Genomic DNA, 22813 nt, shown 5'->3' on the forward strand with positions numbered 1-22813 from the left:
AAAAGCGCTCCCACCTGCACTTATTGCACGGTGGCAGGATTGGAGCCTCCCTGTGCGTATTTCTCTACTCATTCACAACATTTACGGACTCGGCGGAACCAACCGGACGTCGATCAATCTGGCGTCCGCCCTCGCGGACCGGCACGAGGTCGAGATCGTCTCCGTCTACCGCTACGCCGATCGGCCGCTGTTCGCCATCGACCCCCGGGTCCGGGTGGTCTCGCTGATCGACATCAGGACCGAACAGAAGGTCGGCCTGCGCGCCCAGCGCTCGGAGGTCTTCCCCGAGTCGGAGACCCGCTACGCGGAGTACAGCAGGCTCAGTGACCAGCGGGTGGCCGAGTACTTCGCCAGGACCGACCCCGACGTCGCCATCGGCACCCGCCCCGGCCTCAACCTCTATGTGGCCCGGATGACCGGCGAGCGGACCCTCCGGATCGGCCAGGAGCACGTCACCCTGGCCTCACACGCCGAGGAACTGCGGGCCGAGATGGGCCGGCACTACGGCCGGCTGCATGCCTTCGTCACCGTGACCGAGGCGGACGCGGCCAACTTCCGCACCCTGCTGCCGCTGCCCGGAGTGCGGGTCGAGGCGGTGCCCAACAGCGTTCCGGCCCCGGCGGTACCCGTCTCGGACGGCCGGAGCAAGGTGGTGGTGGCGGCCGGGCGACTGGCCGCCGTCAAGCGCTACGACCAGTTGGTCGAGGCGTTCGCCAAGGTGGTGGCCGACTACCCGGACTGGCAGCTGCGGATCTACGGCAAGGGCGGCCAACGCGGACGGCTGCGGGCCCTGATCGACGAGCTCGGCCTGGGCAACAACGTACTGCTGCCCGGTCTGGCCATGCCGATCGAGGCGGAGTGGGTCAAGGGCTCCATCGCCGCCGTCACCTCGGAGAGCGAGTCCTTCGGGATGACCCTGGTCGAGGCGATGCGCTGCGGCCTCCCGGTGCTCAGCACCGACTGCCCGCTGGGGCCCGGCGAGATCATCCGCGACGGCGAGGACGGCCGCCTGATTGCCCCCGGCGACGTGGACGCCATCGCGGCCGGGCTGATGGAGCTGATCGGCGACGACGAACTGCGCGGCCGGATGGCCGCGGCGGCGTGGCGGAACGCGGCCCGGTTCGACCCCGCCGTGATCGCTCAGCGATACGAGCGCATGTTCGAGGAGCTGCGCCGGGAGCTGGGCCTGGACCTGCCCACCCGAGCCGCCGCCGAGCCCGCCCGCCCCGCCGACCGATGGCCCGCGGACACCGCCGACCCGGAGCCGCCGCGGTCGTCCCCACGGCTGGGAGCACGACCGGGCCGGCGACCCGCGGTCGCACTGTTGAGGCGACTGGTCGCGGTGCCGGCCCGGTGGCTCCTCCGCACCCCCGCCACAGCGGCCACCGTGGGAGCCGCCGTCCAGGACCGCACCGGGGCGTCGCTGTACGCCTCCGGCTCGGACGGCATCACCATCGCCTTCCCCGCTGCCTCGGAGCAGGACACGCTGCTGCTCCGCCGCCGGGGCGGCAAGCGGACCACGATCCGGGTCCCGGTCCGCCCGGCCGAACCCGGCGGTTCCGCCGACGCGCTGATCGAACCGCGGCTCCGACTCCCGGACGGAACCTGGGACCTCCACATCGAGCGGCCGAGCGGCGTCCGCAGCCGGGTCGGCGCGGACCTGCTGGACCTGCGCGAACTGATCGGGGCCCGTCCCCCGGTCAGCGCGTCCCCGGTGACGGCCCGACTGCCCTACCGGACGGCGGACGGGTTCCTGGCGCTCCGGGTCTGGGAGCAGCCGACGCACGCCGAGGTCGAGCGGATCGGCGTCGCCGAGGGCACCATCACCGTCACCGCCCGGCTGTTCGGCACCGCCGCCCGGCCCGACCACGGCCTGCTGCGCCACCGCAGCCGGGCCGGGCTCTCGATCGAGGTCCGCTGCGTCCCGCTTCCGGACGGGACGGTGGAACTGACGCTCCCCTGCGCGCTGCCGGCCGCGGAGCACACCGCCGAGGAGGACTACTGGGACCTGTTCGTCCAGGTGTCCGGACTTCGGGAGCCGGTGCGGGTGGGCGGCTGGTTCGACGACATCCGGGTGCGCAAGGGGATCCACGTCCACCCGGTCACCGTGGTCGACGACACCCCGCGCGGGCGGGCCAGGGTCCGTCCCTACTTCAACGACGACAATGGCCTTTCGGTCAATGTGGTTGACCTGCCGCCGAGCGAGGCTGCCGAACCGTCCGGCCGGGGCGGGGAGCCGGCCGCCTCCGCGCCGCCGGTCCTGATGGCGTAGCCGGAAGCCGATAGCCAGGAGCCCGCAGCCGGGAGCCCGGGCCGTCAGCTGTGCAGCGGCAGCTGCCCGCGGACGGAGAGGACGTACGCCCGGAACGCCTCGGCCGGCGGGGTGAGCGTGCGGCCGGTGACCCAGGCCAGCGCGATCTCCCGGCGGGCGCCCGGCGAGGACAGCCACAGCTCGGCCACGTCCGGGCGGGCCACCGTCGACGGGGGCAGCACGGCGACGCCCAGGCCCGCGGCGACCAGGCCGCGCAGGGTCTCCGACTCCTCGCCCTCGAACGAGATCCGCGGGCTGAACCCGGCCTCCGCGCACAGCGCGTCGGTGATCCGGCGCAGCCCGTACCCCGGCTCCAGGGTGACGAACGGGTCGTCGGCCGCCTCGCTCAGCCGCACTCTCTGCCTCCCGGCCAGCCGGTGGTCGGCCGGGACCACCAGCCGCAGCCGCTGCTCGCCCAGCCGACGGGACGTCAGTTCCGGCCCCTCGGGCCGGGGCGAGACCAGGCAGAGGTCCAGCTCGCCCGCGCGCAGCCGCTCCAGCATCGAGTCGGTGTAGTCCTGCACCAGCTGGAACCGGACCCGGGGGTGGTCCCCCCGGAAGCCGCGGAGCAGCATCGGCACCGCCTCCGAGCCCATGGTGTGCAGGAAGCCGAAGGCCACCCGGCCGCCGGTCGGGTCCGCCTCGGCGCGGGCGGCCTCGGCCCCGCGCTCGACCTCGGACAGCGCCCGCTCCACCGCCGCCAGGAAGATCCGCCCGGCCCGGGTCAGCCGCACCGTACGGCCCTCGCGGGCCAGCAGGACCACCCCAAGATCCTCCTCGACCCGGGCCACCGCGCGGCTCAGCGTCGGCTGCGGCATGCCCAGCTGGGCCGCCGCCCGGGTCACGTGCTCCAGCCGGGCCACCGCGGCGAACTGCGCCAGCGGCGGGGCCAGCAGCACCGCCGGGGCGTCCGGCGCCAGCTCGGCCGCGGCGGCTGTCGTCGGCGGCGTGTCTTCTGCGTCACGCTGCGGTTTCGAGCCCGGCTCTGACCTCATCTCATACGTCACAGCATTGATTGTGCCGATTCCATGCATTGGACGCATCAGCCGGCCGATCCTAGTTTTGACGCATGCAGCCCGCCACTGGTGGGGCATTCGACGACCAGCCGTCGGGTGCCCTCCCCTCGCCGATCCTCCGTCCCGCCGCCGCCGATGCCACTACCACCGCCGCCACCGGCGACCTGCGCCACCTCCCCGGCAGCCGGGGTCTGCGGCGGGCCCAGCTCGCGCTGTTCGGCGCCGGGCTGGCGACCTTCCTGCTGCTCTACTCCACCCAGGCGATGCTGCCCGCGCTCTCCGCGAGCCTGCGGCTGACGCCGGCTCAGGCCAGCCTCACCGTCTCCGCCGCGGCCATCGGCCTGGCCCTCGCGGTGATCCCGGTCAGCGCGCTGTCCGAGCGCTTCGGCCGGACCGCGGTGATGACCGCCTCGGTCTTCACCGCCGCCGGGATCGCACTGGTGCTGCCGTTCGCGCCGGACCTCACCACGCTGACCGTGCTGCGCGCGCTCCAGGGGATCGCCCTGGCCGGGCTCCCGGCCACGGCGATGGCCTACCTCGCCGAGGAGGTCCACCCGACCGCGCTGGCCTCGGCCATGGGCCTGTACGTGGCCGGCAACAGCATCGGCGGGATGAGCGGCCGACTGGTCTCCGGCGTGGTCGCCGGGGCATACGGCTGGCGCTGGGGGCTGGCCTCGGTGGCCGTGCTGTCGCTGCTCTGCGCGATCGCCTTCCGGGTGCTGATCCCGCGCGCCCGGCACTTCCGGCCGGGGCCGATCAGCCCGTCCGCGCTGCTCCGCACGGTCACCTCGCATCTGCGCAACCCGCTGCTGGGACGGCTGTTCGCGCTCGGCCTGCTGTTCATGACGGTCTTCGGCGCGGTCTACACGGTGATGGGCTACCGGCTGGTGGGGGCGCCGTTCGGGCTCTCGCAGAGCCTGGCCAGCTCGATCTTCGCGGTCTACGTCGTCGGCACCTTCGCCTCCGCCGCCTCCGCCCGGGTGACCGGACGCTTCGGCCGCCGCGGCACCCTCTACCTGGCGATCGGCACCACCTCGGCCGGGCTGCTGCTCACCCTGCCCGACTCGCTGCCGCTGGCGCTGGTCGGCCTGGTGCTGATCACGGCCGGCTTCTTCACCGGCCACTGCGTCGCCTCCGCCTCGGTCGGCCGCACCGCCACCCACGGCCGCGCCCAGGCCTCCGCCCTCTACCTGGCCGCCTACTACCTCGGCAACAGCCTCGGCGGCACGCTCGGCGCGGACGCCTACCACTCGGCGGGCTGGAACGGCACCGTCCTGGTCGCCCTCACCGCGATGGCCCTGGCCGTCGCCATCACCCTCTACGGCACCGTCCACGCCCGAGCGACCGCGGGCAGCCGCATCGTCGCCGCGGCTCGCTAGGCTCGTCAGCGTGAGCGTTGACGCTGCCAACTACGCCAGGTTGCGGGAGATCACCGACCGACTGCCACAGATCCCCGGCACAGGGCGAGTGGAGATCGCCCACGGGAAGATCGTCATCACGATGCCCCCGGTCCGGCGGCACGAACTGGCCGTCATCCGGATCGGCCGGCAGCTCAACGAGCAGTTGGCCGCCACCCACCCCGGCTTCGTCGCCCATCCGGGAGCCGACCTGGAGGACGTCGGCCTGGGCCGGCTGCGGTGCCCCGACCTCATGGTGTTCCCGGAGAGCGTCCTTGAGGAGGACGCCGCGGTCTACCCGGCGGACGTACTCCTCGCGGTCGAGGTCGTCTCGAAGTCCAACCCCGAGAACGACTACGACGAGAAGGTCCGGGACTACGCCGCCATGGGCATCCCGCTCTACCTGCTGGTGGACCCGCGCGACGGAACCGGCATCGTGCACTCGCAGCCCCGGTACGCCCGCAGGGAGGGCTTCGCCTTCGGCGACACCGTCCGGGTCGGCGCCTGGCGGATCGACACCGGCGGGCTGCTCACCTACGGCGCGTGAGCGAACAGCCCGTCCGGAGACCGCTCAGCCGATCCGGTCCAGGATGATCGGGCCGGGCTCGTACCGGGTGCCGGGCGGGGCGACGGTGATGCCGGTGGTGAGGGCTTCCAGGGCGTAGGCGAAGCGGTCCGGGGTGTCGGTGTGCAGGGTCAGCAGCGGCTGACCCGCCGTCACCGTCGCGCCGGGCTTGGCGTGGAGCTCGACGCCCGCGCCGGCCTGCACCGGGTCCTCCTTGCGGGCCCGGCCCGCGCCGAGCCGCCAGGCGGCCACGCCGACGGCGTAGGCGTCCAGCTCGGTGAGCACGCCGGAGGCGGGGGCGGTGAGGACGTGCTGCTCACGGGCGACCGGGAGCGGGGCGTCCACGTCGCCGCCCTGGGCGGAGATCATGCGGCGCCAGTGGTCCATCGCCGAGCCGTCCTTGAGCGCGGTCTCCGGGTCCTTGCCGCCGACCACGCCCGCCGCGGCGAGCATCTCCCGGGCCAGCGCGAGGGTCAGCTCGACCACGTCGGACGGGCCGCCGCCGGCCAGCACCTCGACCGACTCGCGGACCTCCAGCGCGTTGCCCGCGGTCAGGCCGAGCGGGGTGGACATCCCGGTGAGCAGCGCGACCGTGTTGACCCCGGCCGCGCGGCCCAGGCCGACCATGGTGCGGGCCAGCTCCCGGGCGTCGTCCAGGTTCTTCATGAAGGCGCCGGTGCCGACCTTGACGTCCAGCACCAGCGCGCCGGTGCCCTCGGCGATCTTCTTGGACATGATCGAGGAGGCGATCAGCGGGATCGCCTCCACCGTGCCGGTGACGTCGCGCAGCGCGTAGAGCTTCTTGTCGGCCGGGGCCAGGCCGTCCCCCGCCGCGCAGACCACCGCGCCGGTGTCCCGCAGCACCCGCATCATCTCGTCGTTGGAGAGCGAGGCCCGCCAGCCGGGGATGGCCTCCAGCTTGTCCAGGGTGCCGCCGGTGTGGCCGAGGCCGCGGCCGGAGAGCTGCGGGACGGCCGCGCCGCAGGCGGCGACCAGCGGGGCCAGCGGCAGCGTGATCTTGTCGCCGACGCCGCCGGTGGAGTGCTTGTCCGAGGTCGGCAGCGGCAGCGAGGAGAAGTCCATCCGGATGCCGGAGCGGATCATCGCGTCGGTCCAGCGGCTGATCTCGCGCAGGTTCATCCCGTTCAGCAGGATCGCCATGGCGAGCGCGGACATCTGCTCGTCGGCCACCTCGCCCCGGGTGTAGGCGTCGATCACCCAGTCGATCTGAGCGTCGCTCAGTTCGGCGCGGTCGCGCTTGGCGCGGATGACGGAGACGGCGTCCATGGGATCTCCTCGGAGGGGTTCAGGTGCTACGGCCGCCACTCTACGCGCGTTGCGCAAACCGCGGCAGGGCTCAGAGCTGGTCCGGCCCGAAGGCGTCCGGCAGCAGCTCGGTCAGCGGGCGGATGCCGGAGACCGACTCCACCAGCAGCTCCGCGCCGCCGTGCTCCCAGAGCAGCTGGCGGCAGCGCCCGCACGGCATCAGCGGGTTCCCGGCCCGGTCGCAGCAGGTGAACGCGACCAGCCGGCCGCCGCCGCTCAGCAGCAGCGCCGACACCAGGCCGCACTCGGCGCACAGCCCGAGCCCGTACGAGGCGTTCTCGACGTTGCAGCCGCTGACGATCCGTCCGTCGTCCACCAGCGCCGCCGCGCCGACCGGGAAGCCGGAGTACGGGGCGTAGGCGCGGGACATCGCCTCCCGCGCCTCGGAGCGCAGCTTGTCCCAGTCCACGGCGGTCATCCTCGCTCCGTCCTGCTCGTCGGTCCCCGCTCCCAGCATGCGTCAGCCCTTGGTGTACGGCTTGCCCGAGGCCGCCGGCGGCCTGGTCCGGCCGCCCAGCGCGGCCACCACCAGGATGGTGACCAGGTAGGGGGCCATCGACAGGAACGCGCCGGGGATCGGCGTGTTCAGCGAGGACAGCACGATGTTCAGCTCGGTGGCGAAGCCGAACAGCACCGCCGCGCCCAGCGAGCCCAGCGGGGTCCACCGGCCGACGATCAGTGCGGCGATGGCGATGTAGCCCTTGCCGTCGCTCATGTCCTTGCCGAAGGTGCTGGCCAGGCCGAGGGTCAGCCAGACCCCGCCGAGGCCGGACAGCAGGCCCGCGGTGATCACGTTGCGGTAGCGCAGCCCGACCACCTTGATGCCGACCGTGTCCGCCGCGGTCGGGTGCTCGCCGACCGCGCGGGTGCGCAGGCCCCAGCGGGTCCGGAAGAGCATGAACCAGACCACCGGGACCAGCAGGTAGCAGGCGTAGAAGACGATGTTCTCCTTGAACAGCGCCGCGCCGATGACCGGGATCGAGGACAGCCCGGGGATGGAGATCGACTGGAAGGCGGGCGGCGAGTTGTAGGTGGCGCCGTCGGTCGACATCAGCCGGTCGTAGAGGAAGCCGGTGACGCCGGAGGCGAGCAGGTTGAGCACCACGCCGAGGACGACCTGCTCGATCAGGTAGCGGTTGGCGAACACCGAGAGCAGCGCGCACATCAGCGCGCCGCCCAGGCAGCCCGCGACCAGCCCGGCCCAGACCGACTGGGTCATCGACGCGGTCAGCGCCGCGGCGAAGGCGCCGAACAGGAACTGGCCCTCGACCGCGATGTTGACCACCCCGGAGCGCTCGCTGAGCAGCGCGCTCATCGCGCCCAGCACCAGCGGCACCGAGCCGGTCGCGGTCAGCTGGATGATCGAGGGGACGTTGAGCCCGCTGCTGGTCCCGGCCGCGGCCCAGACCAGGAACGAGAGCACGAACGAGGCGAAGTAGCCGACCGCCAGCCAGCGCTGGGTCTTCGCCGAGATCGGCAGGAAGGCCCGGACCAGGCCGCAGACGATGGCGATCGCCGCCAGCGTGATCGCGGCCGCCTGCGCCGGGACGTGCAGCGGGCCGAGCCCGCTGGCGTTGGGGTCCAGCTTCAGCGCGAACAGGGTGTGCGCGCCGTGCGCGGTGCGCGCGCCGAGGCCGAAGGCCCACAGTCCGTACGCGCCGACGACGGCCTGGGCGATGCCGCCGATCAGCTTGGACCGGTCGCCGGACGCGGCGGTGCCGACGGGCGCGGCGTCGCCGGGGGTGAGGGTGGTGGCGGTGGTCATGCCTGGCCTCCGGCAGAGGGCGCGTGGAAGGGGTCGGGGCTCACCGGGGTCGGCGGCGGGGGTCCGGCCTCGACGCGGGTCGCGCGCAGCCGGAAGATCTCCTTCACCAGCCGCGGGGCCGCGACGAAGATGACGATCAGGGCCTGGATCACGGTGATGATCTCGATCGAGACCTGGGCCTGGGTCTGCATCAGCGCGCCTCCGGCCTGGAGCGCGCCGAACAGCAGCGCGGCCCAGACCACGCCCCACGGCTTGGTGCGTCCGAGCAGGGCGACGGTGATCGCGGTGAAGCCGAGGCCGGCGTCGATGTTGGGGGCGATCGAGTTGTTGTTGGGATTCGACAGACCGATGGTCTGGGTGACCCCGATCATGCCCATCATCGCCCCGGAGATCAGCATCGAGGCGATCTGCACCCGGCGCACGTTGATGCCCGCGGTGCGCGCGGCGCTGGGGGTGAGACCCACCGCCCGGACCTCGAAGCCGAGCTTGGAGCGCTTGAAGAACCAGGCGGTGGCGAAGGTCGCGACCAGCGCCAGCAGCAACCCGAAGTCGGTGTTCAGGGACGAGCCGAACAGGTGCGGCAGCACCGCGCCCGGATCGGCCGGCTTGGAGATCGCCTGGCCCGCGTCCTTGGGGTCGTGGAACACCGAGGTGTTCAGCAGCCAGCCGCCGAGCAGCAGGTAGGCCACGTAGTTGAGCATGATGGTGACGATCACCTCGTGCGCGCCGCGCCTGGCCTTGAGCCAGCCGACCACGCCGCCGTAGAGCAGACCGCCGACCAGCCCGGCCAGCACCGCGGCGGCGACGTGCAGCACCCCCGGCAGCGCGGTCCAGGAGAAGGCCACGTAGGAGGTGAAGATGGCGCCGATGATCAGCTGGCCCTGGCCGCCGATGTTGAACATCCCGGCCCGGAAGGCGATCGAGACGCCGAGGCCGCCGAAGATCAGCGGGGTGGCGTACTCCAGGGTGTTGGTGATCGGGCCGAAGAACTGGGCCGGGGTGCCGGACACCGTCGCCGGGTCGAACACCGCGCCCCGGAACAGCGAGCCGTAGGCGCTGGAGATGTCGTCCCAGGCCGAGGAGAGGAAGTCGCCGGGGCTCGCGAAGAAGTAGGAGGCCTGGTCCATGGTCGCGGTGTTCGACAGCACGATCAGCACCGCGCCGACGACCAGCGAGAGCACGATCGCGAGCAGCGTCACCAGCCAGGAGTTCTCGGCGGTGAAGACGTTGCGGAGCACGGTCGTCAGGCTGCGGTCGTCGGCGGGCCCGGACGGCTCGCCGACCGGCGACGCACCGGAGGCCGGGGAGGACCCGGAGGCGGGCTGCGGCGTGGTCATGAGGTCGTCTCCCCCGTGCTCGGGCTGGTCGTGGCTGAGTCGTCGTCGGTGATCCCAGCCATCAGCAGGCCGATCTCTTCCCGTGAGGTGGTCGGCGGCACCGTCGCGACGATCTTTCCGCGGTACATCACGGCGACGGCGTCGGCGAGCGCGAGCACCTCGTCCAGTTCGGTGGAGACCACCACCACCGGTCGGCCCTGGTCGCGTTCGGCGACGATCCGCTTGTGGATGAACTCCATCGCGCCGACGTCCACGCCGCGGGTGGGCTGCGAGGCGACCAGCAGCCGCAGCGGCCGGGACAGCTCCCGGGCCACCACCACCTTCTGCTGGTTGCCGCCGGACAGCTTGCCCGCCGGGTGCGCGGGCTCGGTGGGCCGGATGTCGAACTCCTCGATCCGGTGCCGCGCGTTCTTCTGGATCTCGCCGAGGTCCAGCGAGAGGCCCTTGCCGAACGGCGCCTCGTTGTAGAGGTCGAGCACCAGGTTCTCGGCGACCGTGAACTCGCCCACCACGCCGTCGTGGCCGCGGTCCTCGGGGATGAACCCGACTCCGGCGTTCAGGGTCTGCCGCGGCGTCAGCCCGACCAGGCCGGTGCCGTCCAGGGTGATCGAGCCGGACTCGACCGGCAGCAGCCCGAGGATCGCCTCGGCCAGCTCGGACTGCCCGTTGCCCTGGACACCCGCGATGCCGAGGATCTCGCCGTCCCTGACCGTGAACGAGACGTCGTCGACCGCGGCGTTGCCGTGCTGGTCCCGGACGGTGAGCCGGTCCACCTGGAAGGACGGGGCGCCCGGCGCGGCCGGCTGCTTGTCGACCACCAGCTGCACCGAGCGGCCGACCATCAGCGAGGCCAACTCCTGCTCGCTGGACGACGGCGAGGCCTGGCCGACCACCGCGCCGCGGCGGATCACGGTGATCCGGTCGGCGATCGCCTTGACCTCTTTGAGCTTGTGGGTGATGAAGACGATGGACTTGCCGGCCTCGCGCAGCGCGTTCATGACCGTGAAGAGGTCCTCGATCTCCTGCGGGGTCAGCACCGCGGTGGGCTCGTCCAGGATCAGCGTCTGGGCGTCCCGCACCAGCGCCTTGACGATCTCCACCCGCTGCTGCACGCCGACCGGCAGGTCCTCGACCAGGGCGTCCGGGTCGACCGGCAGGCCGAAGCGCTCGGACACCTCGCGGACGTGGGCGCGGGCCCGGCGGCGGTCCAGCACGCCCAGCGGGCCGCGCTTGGCGCCGAACTCGGACTCGTCGCCCAGGATCACGTTCTCGGCCACGGTGAACACCGGGACCAGCATGAAGTGCTGGTGCACCATGCCGATGCCGTGGGCGATGGCGTCCCGCGGGCTGTTGACGGTGGTGGCGGCTCCGTCGACCAGGATCTCGCCCTCGTCCGGCTGGTGCAGCCCGTAGAGGACGTTCATCAGCGTGGACTTGCCGGCCCCGTTCTCCCCCAGCAGGCAGTGGATCTCGCCGGGTTCGACGGTCAGGTCGATGTGGTCGTTGGCGACCAGCGAACCGAATCGCTTGGTGATACCGCGCAATTCAAGACGCACTAGTGAACACACCCCTCTGCGCCGCACATCGTTGTCGGTCGGCGAAAGCTGTCGAGGTCTTGCCTGGCAGGGAACAAGGCGGGCGCGTCGGACGCGCCCGCCTCGCGGGTTCCTCGGTCAGCCGGCGGTGGGCTGGTTCTTCGAGGTGATCTTGATGGTGCCGCTGATGATGTCCTGCTTCACCTGGTCCAGCTCGGTGCTCAGGGTCGCCGGGACCTTCGACGAGAAGTCGTGGAACGGGGCCAGGCCGGTGCCGTTGTTGGCCAGCGTGCCGATGTACGGGGTGGACGAGAAGCTGCCCTTGGCCGCGTCGGTCACCGCGGTGGAGACGGCGCTGGCGATGCCCTTGGTCACCGAGGTCATGATGACCGAGGCGTAGGTCGGGTTGGAGACGACGCCGTCGTCGTCCACCCAGATCGCGTTCATCTTGCCGCCGCTGGCCTTGGCCTGGGCCAGCGCGCCGATGCCGGTGCCGCCGGCCACCGGGAAGATGATGTCCGCGCCCTGCGACTGGAAGGTGGCCGCGATCTGCTTGCCGCCGGCCTGGTCGGTGAAGCTCTGGGTCGGGTCGAAGGTGCCCGACTTCTTGGTCTCGTCCCAACCGAGGACCTGGACCTTGGTGTTGTGCTTCTGGTTGTAGTACTGCACGCCCTCCCAGAAGCCGTCCATGTAGACGGTCACGGTCGGGTAGTTGGCGCCGCCGAAGGTCGCGACCTTGCCGGTCTTGGTCATCCCCGCGGCGAAGTAGCCGCCGAGGAAGGCGCCCTGCGCGGTGTTGAACTCCAGGCCCTGGACCTGGGTCGGCGAGGAGGCGTTGTCCACGATCGCGTAGTCCTGGTTCGGGTTCTTCTTCGCCGAGGCGGTGGTCGCGGTGTCCATCGCGAAACCGACCGTCACGATCAGCTTGCAGCCGGCCGAGACGAAGCCGGCGATGTTGCTGGCGTAGTCGTTCTCGGTGGCCGAGGTGGCGTTCTGGACGGTGATGCCCGAGTCCGACTTGGCCGCGTCCTGCATGCCGGCCCAGGACTCGGCGTTGAACGAGTGGTCGTCGAGACCGCCGGTGTCGGTGACCATACAGGCCTTGAACGCGGCGGCCTTGGCCGCGGAGCTGGAGCCGCTGCTGGCGGTCGAACCCGAACCCGAGGTCGACACCGGCTTCGATCCACAGGCCGAAGCGGTCAGGGCGACCACGGCCGTGAGCGCTACGAGCGCGAGGGGCTTCTTCATCGATTCCTCCTGATAAGAGCCGACGTCCCAGAGCTCGGTTGCAGCGAGCCACGGCGCGGATTGAAGGCGACGTTAACGCGCGTAGAACACGATTGTGTTACGTATGCGTCGGCGTTATCAGATCGTCGCAAACAGCCCGTGCGGAACACGGCACATCAGGGTGGCCAGGCCTGGAAATCACTCCAATGCGAGGGCCGCGAACAGCTCCACACCGACCGCGATGGCGTTCTCGTCGGCGTCGAAGGTGCCCTGGTGCAGGTCGCGCGATCCCGACTCGTCCGGGTGCCGGACGCCGAGCCGGGCCAGCGCGCCCGGGGCGTGCTCCAGGTACCAGGAGAAGTCCTCGCCGCCGAGGCTCTGCTCGGTGCCCTCGATCCGGCCGGGGCCGAAGCCGCGCTCCATCGCGTCGCCGAGCATCCGGGTCGAGACCGCCTCGTTCACCACCGGCGGGACGCCGCGGTGGTAGTCGACCACCCACTTCGCCCGGTAGGTCTCGGCGATCTGGCCGACCAGCTCCTCGATCGCGCCCGGCGCCTCGCGCCAGCCGTCCAGCTCCAGCGAGCGGACCGTTCCCTCCAGTTCGGCGCTCTGCGGGATGACGTTGGCGGCCGAGCCGCCGGCGATCCGGCCCCAGACCAGGCTGACCCCCCAGCGCGGGTCCATCCGACGGCCCAGCGCGTTCGGCAGCTCGGCGGCCAGCTTGGCGATCGCCATCACCAGATCGGTGGTCAGGTGCGGGCGGGCGGTGTGCCCGCCGGGGCCGTCCAGTGCGATGTCCAGCTTGTCGCAGGCCGAGGTGATCGCGCCGACCTTGAGGCCGATCCGGCCAGTCTCCACCTTGGGGTCGCAGTGCACCGCGAAGATCCGCTCGACCCGCTCCATCCCGCCGGCCGCGATCACGTCCAGCGCGCCGCCGGGCATGACCTCCTCGGCCGGCTGGAACACCAGCCGCACCGCCCGGCCCAGCCGCCCGGCCGCGCGCTCCTCGGCCAGCAGCAGCGCCAGCCCGAGCACCACCGCGGTGTGCACGTCGTGCCCGCAGGCGTGCGCCCGCCCGGGGACGGTCGAACGGTAGGGGACGGCCTCCGGCTTGGCGTCGTCGATCGGCAGCGCGTCGATGTCCGCGCGGAACGCCAGCAGCGGGGCGTCGGCCGGGGCGCCCTCGGGGAGGATGTCGCAGATCAGCCCGGTCCCGCCGGGGAGCACCCGGGCGGTGAGGCCGGCCCGCTCCAGCCGCTCGACCAGCAGCGCGGTGGTGCGGACCTCCTGTCGGCCCAGCTCGGGGTGCATGTGCAGATCCCGGCGGATCGCGATCAGCTCGGGCAGCAGCGCGCTCACCCGCGCGTGGAAGGGACCGGCGGGGGGCTGGACGGAGGGGGCGTCAGCTGACTGGTTCACCCCGGCAAGCCTACGGCCCTGGGGCGGTTGGGGCAGGGCTTCCCTGGAATCGACGCCGCCGTACGGGGAATCCGTCCCCCGCTCGGCGCATGGACCGCCCGGTGATGGGTATGACACGGGGTTCTCTCCCCTCCCGATCGGGTGCCGGACAAACGGACAACGACCCGCCCGCCCACGAGGGCACGGCCACCGTCCTACGATGATCTCGACACGGGGTAGAGGACGGACGGAGCGCGGCAGATGACGGACCGATCGGGCGACACGGCGACAGGGAAGGTGGCCGTGGTCACCGGGGCCAGCAGCGGGATCGGCGCGGCCACCGCGCGGCGGCTGGCCGCCGAGGGCTTCCGGGTGGCGCTGGCCGCCCGCCGCGCCGACCGGATCGAGCGGTTGGCCGAGGAGATCGGCCCGGCGGCGCGGGCCTACCCGCTGGACGTGACCGACCGTCCGGCCGTGGACGCCTTCGCCGCCGCCGTCGAACGGGACTTCGGCCGGGTGGACGTGCTGGTCAACAATGCCGGCGGGGCCTTCGGCGCGGACACCGTGGAGAACGGCGACCCGGCCGACTGGCGCCGGATGTACGAGGTCAACGTGCTCGGCGTGCTCCAGGTGACCCAGGCGCTGCTGCCCGCGCTGCGGGCGAGCGGGGCCGGGACGGTGCTGGTGCTCAGCTCCACCGCCGCGTTCGTCCCCTACGAGGGCGGCGGCGGCTATGTCGCCGCCAAGGCCGGGGCGCACGCCATCGCCGGCACGCTGCGGCTGGAACTGGTCCCCGAGCCGGTCCGGGTGGTCGAGATCGCCCCGGGCATGGTCCGCACCGACGAGTTCGCGCTGACCCGGTTCGAGGGCGACGCGGACAAGGCCGCCGCGGTGTACGCGGGCGTGGCCGAGCCGCTGACCGCGGAGGACGTGGCCGACACCGTCGCCTGGACGGTCACCCGCCCGGCCCATGTGAACGTCGACCTGCTGGTGGTCCGGCCGCGGGCGCAGGCCGCCGCGCACAAGGTGCACCGGGAGCACTGAACATCCGGGGCACGAACATCCGGGGCACTGGCCGGTCACCTTCCCGAAGCCGTCCCATCATTCGGGTGTAAGGGTCTCGACTTGATAGCCAATTCGAGTGAATGCTTATCCCAGCGGCAACAGGGCCGCGAAGCTGGTATTGCCTTGCACGGCAAGGGCTCTGAGCCCTGGTCCGCTCCCGCGGCCCCCGAAACGGCACGGAACCGGAACCGTCGCCCCGCCGTCGCACCCTCCACAAGCAGGCCGGAACGCGACGGCGGACTCCCGATAGCCTCACCAACGCGCGCCCGCCCCGCAACGCACGACTGAGGAGGACCCGCTGACCAGTGACATTCCGGCGCAGCAGCCGCGCACACCCGGCGGCCCGGGTCTGCGGCGGTTCAACGAGGCCTCCCTCGGCGCCGCCGAAGAAGCCCTGCTCGCCTGCTGCGGAAGCCGCCGCTGGGCGCTGCGGCTGGCGCTGCACCGCCCGTACCCGACCGTCTCCTCGCTGCTCGCCGCGGCCAGCGAGGCCTCGTACGACCTCTCCTTCAGCGACCTGGCGGAGGCGTTGACGGACGAGAGCTGCATGCCGCAGTCGCTGCTGGGGATGCGCGCGCCCGGCAGCCAGGCCGCGCACACCGCGCTGCAGGCGGCGCACGCCGCCTACGAGGCACGGTTCGGCCATGTGTTCGTGGTCTTCCTGGACGACTGCCCGCCGGAGGAGACGCTGGATCAGGTCCTGGCCAGCATCAGGGCCAGGCTCGGCAACGACCCGGACGAGGAGCGCAGCACCGCCGCCGAGGAGCTGCGCCGGATCGCACTGAGCCGGTTGGAGCATCTGGTGGCGTCTCACGCCTCGGCGGCAACATGAGACACCGGGGGTGATCTCTCCCACACCGTCGGCCCCGGGGCCGGTCAGGACGGCAGTACAGAACCCTCCGGCCGTTACGCCGGGCAGGGCTGTTTGATCATCCGATGGACCCCCGGCGGGCTGAGTGCCTGCTCGCGTGGCTACGATGGCCGGGGCCGGTGGACCATACCCGGCCGGGCCGACCGACGCTGATGCCGGACGAGCCCCCGCCCCGCTTCCGGAGGGTTGTTCCGTGCCGGCTGGAACGCTGTACCGCGGCCGGGAAGGCATGTGGTCGTGGGTGGCTCATCGAGTCACCGGCGTCCTCATCTTCTTCTTCCTGTTCGCCCACGTCCTCGACACCGCTCTTGTCCGGGTCTCACCGCAGGCCTACAACAGCACGATCGCGACGTACAAGACCTGGCCCGTCAACCTGATGGAGTACGGCCTCACCGCCGCCATCCTGTTCCACGCGCTGAACGGCCTCCGGGTCATCGCGGTGGACTTCTGGGCGAAGGGTCCCAAGTACCAGCGGCAGATGCTGTGGACCGTGCTGACCGTGTGGGTGCTCTGCATGGCGGGTGCGTTCTACCCGATCCTGCAGGCGACCCTGCGCGACTGGTTCTAGGGGAGGCGAGAGATGGCAATCGAGACCGACAGCATCGAGCTCGTGGACGGCGGCCAGGTCGCCGACCCGTCCGCGTTCCTGATCGAGCCGCCGCGCTCCCGCACCAAGCGGAACAACGGCCGCAAGTCCCGCACCAACTTCGAGATGCTGGCCTGGCTGTTCATGCGCCTGTCCGGCATCGTGCTGGTGTTCCTGGTGATCGGTCACCTGATCATCCAGCTGACCCTGGACGGCGGCGTCAGCAAGATCAGCTTCGCCTTCGTGGCCGGTCGCTGGGCCTCGCCGTTCTGGCAGGGCTGGGACCTGCTGATGCTGTGGCTGGCGATGCTCCACGGCGCCAACGGCATGCGCACGGTCATCAACGACTACGCCGAGCGCGACACCACCCGGCTCTGGCTGAAGCTCCTGCTGGTGACCGCCACGGTGTTCACCGTGCTGCTGGGCACCCTGGTGATCTTCACCTTCGACCCGAACATCAGCTGAGCGCGGACGGACGAGGCAGCAGACTGACATGCAGGTACACAAGTACGACACCGTCATCGTCGGCGCCGGCGGCGCCGGAATGCGCGCGGCCATCGAGTCGACCAAGCGCAGCCGCACCGCCGTGCTGACCAAGCTCTACCCCACCCGGTCCCACACCGGCGCGGCCCAGGGCGGCATGGCCGCCGCCCTCGCCAACGTCGAGGAGGACAACTGGGAGTGGCACACCTTCGACACCGTCAAGGGCGGTGACTACCTGGTCGACCAGGACGCCGCCGAGATCCTGGCGAAGGAGGCCATCGACGCGGTCCTCGACCTGGAGAAGATGGGCCTGCCGTTCAACCGGACGCCCGAGGGCCGGATCGACCAGCGCCGCTTCGGCGGCCACACCCGGGACCACGGCAAGGCGGCGGTCCGCCGCTCCTGCTACGCCGCGGACCGCACCGGCCACATGATCCTGCAGACGCTCTATCAGAACTGCGTCAAGGAGGGCGTGGAGTTCTTCAACGAGTTCTACGTCCTGGACCTGCTGCTGGCCGACGTGGACGGGGTGAAGAAGACCGCGGGCGTGGTCGCCTACGAGCTGGCCACCGGCGAGATCCACGTCTTCCAGGCCAAGGCGGTCATCTTCGCCTCCGGCGGCAACGGAAAGTTCTTCAAGGTCACCTCCAACGCGCACACGCTGACCGGCGACGGCCAGGCCGCCGCGTTCCGGCGCGGGCTGCCGCTGGAGGACATGGAGTTCTTCCAGTTCCACCCGACGGGCATCTGGCGGATGGGCATCCTGCTGACGGAGGGCGCCCGCGGTGAGGGCGGCATCCTCCGCAACAAGGACGGCGAGCGCTTCATGGAGAAGTACGCGCCGGTGATGAAGGACCTCGCCTCCCGCGACGTGGTCTCCCGGGCCATCTACACCGAGATCCGCGAGGGCCGCGGCTGCGGCCTGGACGGCGACCACGTCTACCTGGACCTGACGCACCTTCCGCCGGAGCAGCTGGACGCCAAGCTCCCGGACATCACCGAGTTCGCGCGCACCTACCTCGGCATCGAGCCCTACACCGACCCGATCCCGATCCAGCCGACCGCGCACTACGCCATGGGCGGCATCCCCACCAACGTCCAGGGCGAGGTGCTGCTGGACAACGACACCGTCGTGCCCGGCCTCTACGCCGCGGGCGAGGTGGCCTGCGTGTCGGTGCACGGCGCCAACCGGCTCGGCACCAACTCGCTGCTGGACATCAACGTGTTCGGCCGCCGGGCGGGCATCGCCGCCGCCGAGTACGCCGCCACCGCCGAGTACGTGGAGCTCCCGGAAAACCCGGAGTCCCTGGTGGTCGCGCAGCTGGAGCGGATCCGCAACGGCAGCGGCACCGAGCGGGTCTCCGACATCCGCAGCGAGCTGCAGCAGTCCATGGACACCAACTCGATGGTGTACCGCACCGAGTCGACCCTGAAGCAGGCCGTGGCGGACATCCACGCGCTGAAGGAGCGGTACAAGAACATCTCGGTGATGGACAAGGGCCAGCGGTACAACACCGACCTGCTGGAAGCCGTCGAGCTGGGCAACCTGCTCGACCTGGCCGAGGTCACCGCGGTCTCCGGACTCGCCCGGAAGGAGTCGCGCGGCGGCCACTTCCGCGAGGACTACCCGACCCGCGACGACGTCAACTTCATGCAGCACACCATGGCGTACCGCGAGGTGGACGCCGACGGCAAGGACAGCATCCGCCTGGACTACAAGCCGGTCGTGGTGACCCGCTACCAGCCGATGGAGCGTAAGTACTGATGAGCACCCCCACGATCGAAGACGCCTCCGCGCACCACTCGGCCGGCCTGGACGCCGCCGAGTCGGGCGAGGTCAAGCTGGTCACCATCACCCTGCGGATCCGCCGGTTCAACCCGGAGGAGCACCCGGACGCGGTCTGGGTGGACTACCAGCTGACGGTCGACCCCAAGATCCGGGTCCTGGACGCGATCAACACGGTGAAGTGGGAGCAGGACGGCACGCTGACGTACCGTCGCTCCTGCGCGCACGGTGTCTGCGGCTCGGACGCCATGCGGATCAACGGCAAGAACCGGCTCGCCTGCAAGACGCTGATCAAGGACGTCTCGCCGGAGAAGCCGATCACGATCGAGCCCATCAAGGGCCTGACGGTCCTGAAGGACCTGGTCGTGGACATGGACCCGTTCTTCCAGGCCTACCGCGACGTGATGCCGTTCCTGATCACCACCGGGAACGAGCCGACCCGGGAGCGGATCCAGTCCGAGGAGGACGTGCAGCGCTTCGAGGACACCACCAAGTGCATCCTCTGCGCCGCGTGCACCACGTCCTGCCCGGTGTTCTGGAACGACGGGCAGTACTTCGGCCCGGCCGCGATCGTCAACGCGCACCGCTTCATCTTCGACTCGCGCGACGAGGGCGCGGCGCAGCGGCTTGAGATCCTCAACGACCGGGACGGGGTCTGGCGCTGCCGGACCACCTTCAACTGCACCGACGCCTGCCCGCGCGGCATCGAGGTCACCAAGGCGATCCAGGAAGTGAAGCGCGCCCTGGTGACGCGCCGCTTCTAGCCTTCCGGCGGTTCCGCTCCCGCGGTCCTGTGAGGCCGGTCACTCCGCTACGGAGTGGCCGGCCTTCCGCGCGTTCAGCAGGCTGCGCACCCCGAGCGAGCCGACCACCAGGCCGAGCAGCAGCGACGCCGCCGCCAGCGCGGCGTGGATCCAGAAGTACGCGGTCGGCCGCCCGTGGTCGCCGCCCACGAAGGCCAGGCCCTCGCCGTCGGCCCAGAGGTTCTTGAAGAAGGTCGTTCAGCCGATGACAACCATCATGTCAGAGCGCCATCGACCCCGATGGTCATCACCGAGGTCTGCCGTCCCATACTGATGGGGTACAAAGCCCTTGCCCGAAGGAAGCTCGATGAAGCTCAGCCGCCCCGTTTCCTGGTTCCTTCTCGCGTTCGGCGTCTGGTCGTGGGTGGTGTGGGTGACCTTCGCCAAGAACCTCGTCAAGGACGCCAGCGGCCTTGCCTTCCACAACGGCAACCCGACCGCCTACTTCTACATTCACCTGCTGCTGGCGATCGTGTCGTTCTGCTTCGGAACGGCCATCGGCGTGATCGGCCTCCGTGGCGTCAGGGCTCTCCGGGTTCAGTGACCTACGTCCCACTCACCGAGGCAAGCGGTCACGTAGTCGGCGTATCGGCGCTGGTACCGGTCATGCCCGGTGTCCTGGAGATGCTGGGCGATCCAACGGCCGACCTTCTCCGGGTCCGTCTGCTCCTCCGACGCTGCTCCGCACTCGGTCTCTTCCCCGGAGACGCACACGGCAGCTAGCAAGGGCAGCCCGGTCAGGTCAGGCTTGATCTCGTAGTTCCGAAAGCGGAAGACCTGCCGGCTGCCCATCACGCCACCTCGGCGGAGCAGCGGCCGGATTCTTCGCGCAGCGCTGCTCCTGAGGGCGTATGGCAGGGGCAACTGCACCGCACCCGCTCCGGACTGCTGGTCGGGCGCTGCTCGGTGAACGCTCCGGAGCAGACTCGGTGCATCGACGGGAGAGTGTCGTCCAGGCAGCAGCCGGAGCGCCGGGGCCGCACGGTCACCGCTCCGCCGCCTTCTCCAGCACCGACGCCAGCGCCTCCGCCGCCTCGGCGGAGCAACCGCCCAGCTCTACGAACGGGACGTCACGCGCCGGGTGGCTGCCGCGCAGCGAGGGAATCGCCAGACCGTGTATCGCCAGGGCCGCCCGCAGACGTTCGGCGGCGACGATGGCCAGCCGATAGGGGTCGTTCTTGAGTTCCTGCTGATTCGTCGTCATGGGCTTGCTCCCGCTGCCAGGGGAATCCTTGAGCAGAACGGTAGGTAAGCAGGAGTCAGCAGGTGGGGCTTGATTCGTGGATATTCTTACGCGCCCAGAGCCCGTTTTGCCCGGATGATCAGCCGGTGGGCGTCGGGGCCGGTGACAGCGTTTCGCTCCAGCGCTTCCCATGCCCGTAGGTGGAGCGCCACGTCCTCCGGATCGTCGAGCCACATCTCGGCGTGCCACGCCTCAGTGATCACCAGTTCATCATCATGGATGGAGAAGCCGACGCCAGCGGGCACGTTCATGTCCGCTTCGAAGGGGATGATCCCGACGCGCACATGCCCGGAACCGAGACGTGCGGCGAGACGATCGAGCTGGGCCGACAAGACAGCCGGCGGACAGGGGCGGGCACGGAGCGCCCCTTCCCAGAGAAGGAAGCGAAAGCTCCGGGTCTGGTCGCTGAGGATGTCCTGGCGACCCATGCGCGCCTGCACGGCGGCTTCGATGTCACGCGGAGCAGTGTGGATCGCCGCGTACCTCGTCAGAACATCACGGGCATAGTCAGCCGTCTGCAAGAGGCCAGGGATCAACGCCGGATCGAAGCTCTTGCGCGTCTGGGTCTTGCGGGCCTGCACCCGGTGGGCCTCCTGGACCGCACGGTACCCGCCCGCAAGTTGCCGACGCCATGACCGGTACTGCGTCTCAAGCCCACGGAGCCGGCCGATCAGTTCCGCCGTCGCTTCGGGGTGCCCCGTGCCCTCAGCCCACGCCGCAAGATCAGCAAGGGTCGGCGTCTGCTTGCCGTTCTCCAGCTTGCTGACCTTGGACTGTGTCCAGCCCAACCGGTCGGCCAACTGTCGGCCGGTAGACCCGCCCTCGACGCGCAACTCTCGAAGCCGCACGCCGAGGGACAGCCGGGCCTGCTGGAAGTCGGTGCTCACTCAGCGGACGGTACCTGAGTCCTGAACGCGCTGTACGGCGTCGCATGGTGCCATGCGACGTCTCGTACCTGACAGGCGCGCAGCACCTCAGCCGGGTCCGTGATCAGTTCCATGCCGATGGTGCGTTCTCCCTCGAAGTGGAAACGCGCGACGGTCCGCGAGTCGAACAGCCAGAAGTCCGACAGGTTCACCCCGTACTGCTCGGCGTCGGCACGCCACAGGTACCGGATGTCCTCACCGGCTGCCACGTTGGTGCGAGCACACGCCAGCAGGTACCGCTGACCGACCGTCGGCGGCGAGTCCACGAGTCGGACCCGTTCGAAGCGCTTGCCGTTGCCGACCATGCGCCGGACGTTGTCGAACCACGGGTGGCCGACCTCCCCCGCCGTGTCGCCTGTCCTCAGGAACTCCTCGTATGACGGCATCTCCTGATCGGAGAGATAGCCGGTTCGGGTCTCCAGTCGCCAAGCGGTGTGCTCGAAGCCGTCGTTGATGAACTCGCTGATCTTCTTCTGAGGGACGAACTCCGGCACGTAGTCCTCCGCATCCTTCGGTGCGAAGTTGACCAGCAGCGCGCGGGGGACGACGACGAAGCCTTCACCGTCCTTCACGTACCTGAGCTGCGCTACATCGTTCGGGTCGGTCACGGCGTCGCCCTGTACGACGACCTCGCCCGTGTCCAGGTCCTCGTACAGCGTCGGGCAGTCGCCCACCCCTGACGTGCTGCCAAGCACCCTCAAGCGTCGTGCCATGCTCGCTCCCCTCTCGCCGAACAGAACAGGTTCACGATGAGCCACAGCAGCCCTGCTGTCAGTAATGATTCTTGATTATTCTCGTGTGCCCGCGACGAAGAAAGCCCCCGCCACGACCGGTGAGGGTCGGGACGGGGGGCAAGGGGTCACGTAGGGTCGGGCTCGTCGCGTCGGGCACGCCGGTCCAGCATGTCCTCGAAAGCGCTGGTCACCTCGGCGACGCCGGGTAGGGTCCGGCAGTCATGCGCCATACCCCCGGTCATAGTTTCGCGATTTTCTGTGCCGTCGTACGGGGCCGGGTCTCCAGCGCGAAACCGCCAGACTTTGACCCCGCCCACCACTACTACGGAGCTAGTGCCGCATCAATCAACGTTTGCCCTGTTGTGACGCGTCGTCTGGAAGGTGATCCAGATCCAGAGGCTCCACGCACCGAAGGCGGTGAGGAACCAGGAGGCACGGC

22 protein-coding genes and 1 pseudogene are annotated in these 22813 nt (G+C 70.6%); 10 read left to right on the plus strand and 13 right to left on the minus strand.

The features are described 5' to 3' along the window. The first annotated feature begins 52 nt into the window (after positions 1-52). A complete protein-coding gene (locus ACEZDE_RS10275; protein ID WP_380534782.1) occupies positions 53-2272 on the plus strand; it encodes a glycosyltransferase family 4 protein in 2220 nt (739 codons plus the stop codon). Between the two features lie 44 nt (positions 2273-2316). Here ACEZDE_RS10275 and ACEZDE_RS10280 read toward each other — a convergent pair whose 3' ends face one another. Next, a complete protein-coding gene (locus ACEZDE_RS10280) occupies positions 2317-3207 on the minus strand; it encodes a LysR family transcriptional regulator (RefSeq protein ID WP_380535130.1) in 891 nt (296 codons plus the stop codon). A 173-nt stretch (positions 3208-3380) separates the two neighbouring features. On the opposite strand from ACEZDE_RS10280, the gene ACEZDE_RS10285 reads away from it, so the two are divergent. After that, the gene (locus tag ACEZDE_RS10285; RefSeq protein WP_380534784.1) at positions 3381-4706 is read left to right on the plus strand and encodes an MFS transporter; all 1326 of its coding nucleotides are present in this window, start codon (positions 3381-3383) and stop codon (positions 4704-4706) included. Between the two features lie 10 nt (positions 4707-4716). Beyond that, entirely contained in the window at positions 4717-5271 is a 555-nt protein-coding gene (locus ACEZDE_RS10290) for a Uma2 family endonuclease (protein WP_380534786.1), read from the plus strand. Positions 5272-5295: 24 nt separating this feature from the next. On the opposite strand, the gene ACEZDE_RS10295 is transcribed toward ACEZDE_RS10290, so the two are convergent. The 7 genes from ACEZDE_RS10295 to ACEZDE_RS10325 all read right to left on the minus strand — a co-directional run bounded on the left by ACEZDE_RS10295 (position 5296) and on the right by ACEZDE_RS10325 (position 13898). Then, complete coding sequence (locus ACEZDE_RS10295; protein ID WP_380534787.1) at positions 5296-6576, minus strand: thymidine phosphorylase; 1281 nt, start codon at positions 6574-6576, stop codon at positions 5296-5298. Between the two features lie 70 nt (positions 6577-6646). Continuing rightward, positions 6647-7033, minus strand: coding sequence for a cytidine deaminase (locus ACEZDE_RS10300; protein WP_380534789.1), 387 nt, complete (start codon positions 7031-7033; stop codon positions 6647-6649). Between the two features lie 42 nt (positions 7034-7075). Beyond that, positions 7076-8380, minus strand: a complete 1305-nt coding sequence (locus ACEZDE_RS10305; protein WP_380534791.1) for an ABC transporter permease — start codon at positions 8378-8380, stop codon at positions 7076-7078. Continuing rightward, on the minus strand, positions 8377-9717 hold the full coding sequence (locus ACEZDE_RS10310; protein WP_380534793.1) for an ABC transporter permease: 1341 nt from the start codon (positions 9715-9717) through the stop codon (positions 8377-8379). Before ACEZDE_RS10310 ends, ACEZDE_RS10305 begins: the two co-directional genes overlap by 4 nt. Beyond that, positions 9714-11261 (minus strand): ABC transporter ATP-binding protein, encoded by a 1548-nt coding sequence (locus ACEZDE_RS10315; RefSeq protein WP_380534795.1) that lies wholly within the window; start codon positions 11259-11261, stop codon positions 9714-9716. Before ACEZDE_RS10315 ends, ACEZDE_RS10310 begins: the two co-directional genes overlap by 4 nt. Before the next feature lie 129 nt (positions 11262-11390). Further along, the gene (locus ACEZDE_RS10320; protein ID WP_380534796.1) at positions 11391-12500 is read right to left on the minus strand and encodes a BMP family lipoprotein; all 1110 of its coding nucleotides are present in this window, start codon (positions 12498-12500) and stop codon (positions 11391-11393) included. Between the two features lie 177 nt (positions 12501-12677). Continuing rightward, positions 12678-13898, minus strand: coding sequence for an amidohydrolase (locus tag ACEZDE_RS10325; protein ID WP_380534798.1), 1221 nt, complete (start codon positions 13896-13898; stop codon positions 12678-12680). A 240-nt stretch (positions 13899-14138) separates the two neighbouring features. Here ACEZDE_RS10325 and ACEZDE_RS10330 point away from each other — a divergent pair, with 240 nt between their 5' ends. From ACEZDE_RS10330 to ACEZDE_RS10355, 6 genes are all read left to right on the plus strand, one after another. Then, positions 14139-14921 (plus strand): SDR family oxidoreductase, encoded by a 783-nt coding sequence (locus ACEZDE_RS10330; protein ID WP_380534800.1) that lies wholly within the window; start codon positions 14139-14141, stop codon positions 14919-14921. 331 nt (positions 14922-15252) lie between these two features. Further along, positions 15253-15774: a 2-oxo-4-hydroxy-4-carboxy-5-ureidoimidazoline decarboxylase gene (locus ACEZDE_RS10335; RefSeq protein ID WP_380535132.1), complete on the plus strand. Its 522-nt coding sequence runs from the start codon at positions 15253-15255 to the stop codon at positions 15772-15774. A gap of 232 nt (positions 15775-16006) precedes the next feature. Continuing rightward, the gene (gene sdhC, locus ACEZDE_RS10340) at positions 16007-16381 is read left to right on the plus strand and encodes a succinate dehydrogenase, cytochrome b556 subunit (protein ID WP_380534802.1); all 375 of its coding nucleotides are present in this window, start codon (positions 16007-16009) and stop codon (positions 16379-16381) included. A 12-nt stretch (positions 16382-16393) separates the two neighbouring features. Further along, positions 16394-16864, plus strand: a complete 471-nt coding sequence (locus ACEZDE_RS10345) for a succinate dehydrogenase hydrophobic membrane anchor subunit (protein ID WP_380534803.1) — start codon at positions 16394-16396, stop codon at positions 16862-16864. A gap of 28 nt (positions 16865-16892) precedes the next feature. After that, positions 16893-18647 carry a succinate dehydrogenase flavoprotein subunit gene (gene sdhA, locus ACEZDE_RS10350; protein ID WP_380534805.1) on the plus strand — a complete coding sequence of 585 codons (1755 nt, stop codon included), beginning with the start codon at positions 16893-16895 and terminating at the stop codon, positions 18645-18647. Continuing rightward, entirely contained in the window at positions 18647-19432 is a 786-nt protein-coding gene (locus tag ACEZDE_RS10355) for a succinate dehydrogenase iron-sulfur subunit (protein WP_380534807.1), read from the plus strand. The genes sdhA and ACEZDE_RS10355 overlap by 1 nt, the downstream gene beginning before the upstream one ends. Positions 19433-19471: 39 nt before the next feature. On the opposite strand, the pseudogene ACEZDE_RS10360 reads toward ACEZDE_RS10355, so the two are convergent. Continuing rightward, a pseudogene (locus ACEZDE_RS10360) lies at positions 19472-19657 on the minus strand (SCO4848 family membrane protein); the annotation flags it as partial. Between the two features lie 121 nt (positions 19658-19778). On the opposite strand from ACEZDE_RS10360, the gene ACEZDE_RS10365 reads away from it, so the two are divergent. Then, the gene (locus tag ACEZDE_RS10365) at positions 19779-20015 is read left to right on the plus strand and encodes an SCO4848 family membrane protein (protein ID WP_380534809.1); all 237 of its coding nucleotides are present in this window, start codon (positions 19779-19781) and stop codon (positions 20013-20015) included. Here ACEZDE_RS10365 and ACEZDE_RS10370 read toward each other — a convergent pair. The 4 genes from ACEZDE_RS10370 to ACEZDE_RS10385 all read right to left on the minus strand — a co-directional run bounded on the left by ACEZDE_RS10370 (position 20009) and on the right by ACEZDE_RS10385 (position 22353). Then, positions 20009-20263, minus strand: a complete 255-nt coding sequence (locus tag ACEZDE_RS10370; RefSeq protein ID WP_380534811.1) for a DUF7848 domain-containing protein — start codon at positions 20261-20263, stop codon at positions 20009-20011. The genes ACEZDE_RS10365 and ACEZDE_RS10370 overlap by 7 nt on opposite strands. A gap of 193 nt (positions 20264-20456) precedes the next feature. Continuing rightward, entirely contained in the window at positions 20457-20675 is a 219-nt protein-coding gene (locus ACEZDE_RS10375; RefSeq protein WP_380534813.1) for a hypothetical protein, read from the minus strand. Positions 20676-20761: 86 nt separating this feature from the next. Then, positions 20762-21601, minus strand: a complete 840-nt coding sequence (locus ACEZDE_RS10380) for a helix-turn-helix domain-containing protein (RefSeq protein ID WP_380534815.1) — start codon at positions 21599-21601, stop codon at positions 20762-20764. Then, a complete protein-coding gene (locus ACEZDE_RS10385; protein WP_380534817.1) occupies positions 21598-22353 on the minus strand; it encodes a DUF6879 family protein in 756 nt (251 codons plus the stop codon). The genes ACEZDE_RS10380 and ACEZDE_RS10385 overlap by 4 nt, the downstream gene beginning before the upstream one ends. Positions 22354-22813 lie beyond the last annotated feature (460 nt).

The sequence above is a fragment of the Streptacidiphilus cavernicola genome (assembly GCF_042510955.1).
Taxonomy (GTDB): domain Bacteria; phylum Actinomycetota; class Actinomycetes; order Streptomycetales; family Streptomycetaceae; genus Streptacidiphilus; species Streptacidiphilus cavernicola.

What these genes read in the sequence shown, in the direction of transcription:
- ACEZDE_RS10385 (WP_380534817.1), bottom strand. Translation starts at nt 22,353, where the DNA reads ATGGCACGACGCTTGAGGGTGCTTGGCAGCACGTCAGGGGTGGGCGAC.
- ACEZDE_RS10365 (WP_380534809.1), top strand. Translation starts at nt 19,779, where the DNA reads ATGAAGCTCAGCCGCCCCGTTTCCTGGTTCCTTCTCGCGTTCGGCGTC.
- ACEZDE_RS10285 (WP_380534784.1), top strand. Translation starts at nt 3,381, where the DNA reads ATGCAGCCCGCCACTGGTGGGGCATTCGACGACCAGCCGTCGGGTGCC.
- ACEZDE_RS10330 (WP_380534800.1), top strand. Translation starts at nt 14,139, where the DNA reads ATGACGGACCGATCGGGCGACACGGCGACAGGGAAGGTGGCCGTGGTC.
- ACEZDE_RS10345 (WP_380534803.1), top strand. Translation starts at nt 16,394, where the DNA reads ATGGCAATCGAGACCGACAGCATCGAGCTCGTGGACGGCGGCCAGGTC.
- ACEZDE_RS10295 (WP_380534787.1), bottom strand. Translation starts at nt 6,576, where the DNA reads ATGGACGCCGTCTCCGTCATCCGCGCCAAGCGCGACCGCGCCGAACTG.
- ACEZDE_RS10370 (WP_380534811.1), bottom strand. Translation starts at nt 20,263, where the DNA reads ATGGGCAGCCGGCAGGTCTTCCGCTTTCGGAACTACGAGATCAAGCCT.
- ACEZDE_RS10375 (WP_380534813.1), bottom strand. Translation starts at nt 20,675, where the DNA reads ATGACGACGAATCAGCAGGAACTCAAGAACGACCCCTATCGGCTGGCC.
- ACEZDE_RS10355 (WP_380534807.1), top strand. Translation starts at nt 18,647, where the DNA reads ATGAGCACCCCCACGATCGAAGACGCCTCCGCGCACCACTCGGCCGGC.
- ACEZDE_RS10310 (WP_380534793.1), bottom strand. Translation starts at nt 9,717, where the DNA reads ATGACCACGCCGCAGCCCGCCTCCGGGTCCTCCCCGGCCTCCGGTGCG.
- ACEZDE_RS10320 (WP_380534796.1), bottom strand. Translation starts at nt 12,500, where the DNA reads ATGAAGAAGCCCCTCGCGCTCGTAGCGCTCACGGCCGTGGTCGCCCTG.
- sdhA (WP_380534805.1), top strand. Translation starts at nt 16,893, where the DNA reads ATGCAGGTACACAAGTACGACACCGTCATCGTCGGCGCCGGCGGCGCC.
- ACEZDE_RS10300 (WP_380534789.1), bottom strand. Translation starts at nt 7,033, where the DNA reads ATGACCGCCGTGGACTGGGACAAGCTGCGCTCCGAGGCGCGGGAGGCG.
- ACEZDE_RS10305 (WP_380534791.1), bottom strand. Translation starts at nt 8,380, where the DNA reads ATGACCACCGCCACCACCCTCACCCCCGGCGACGCCGCGCCCGTCGGC.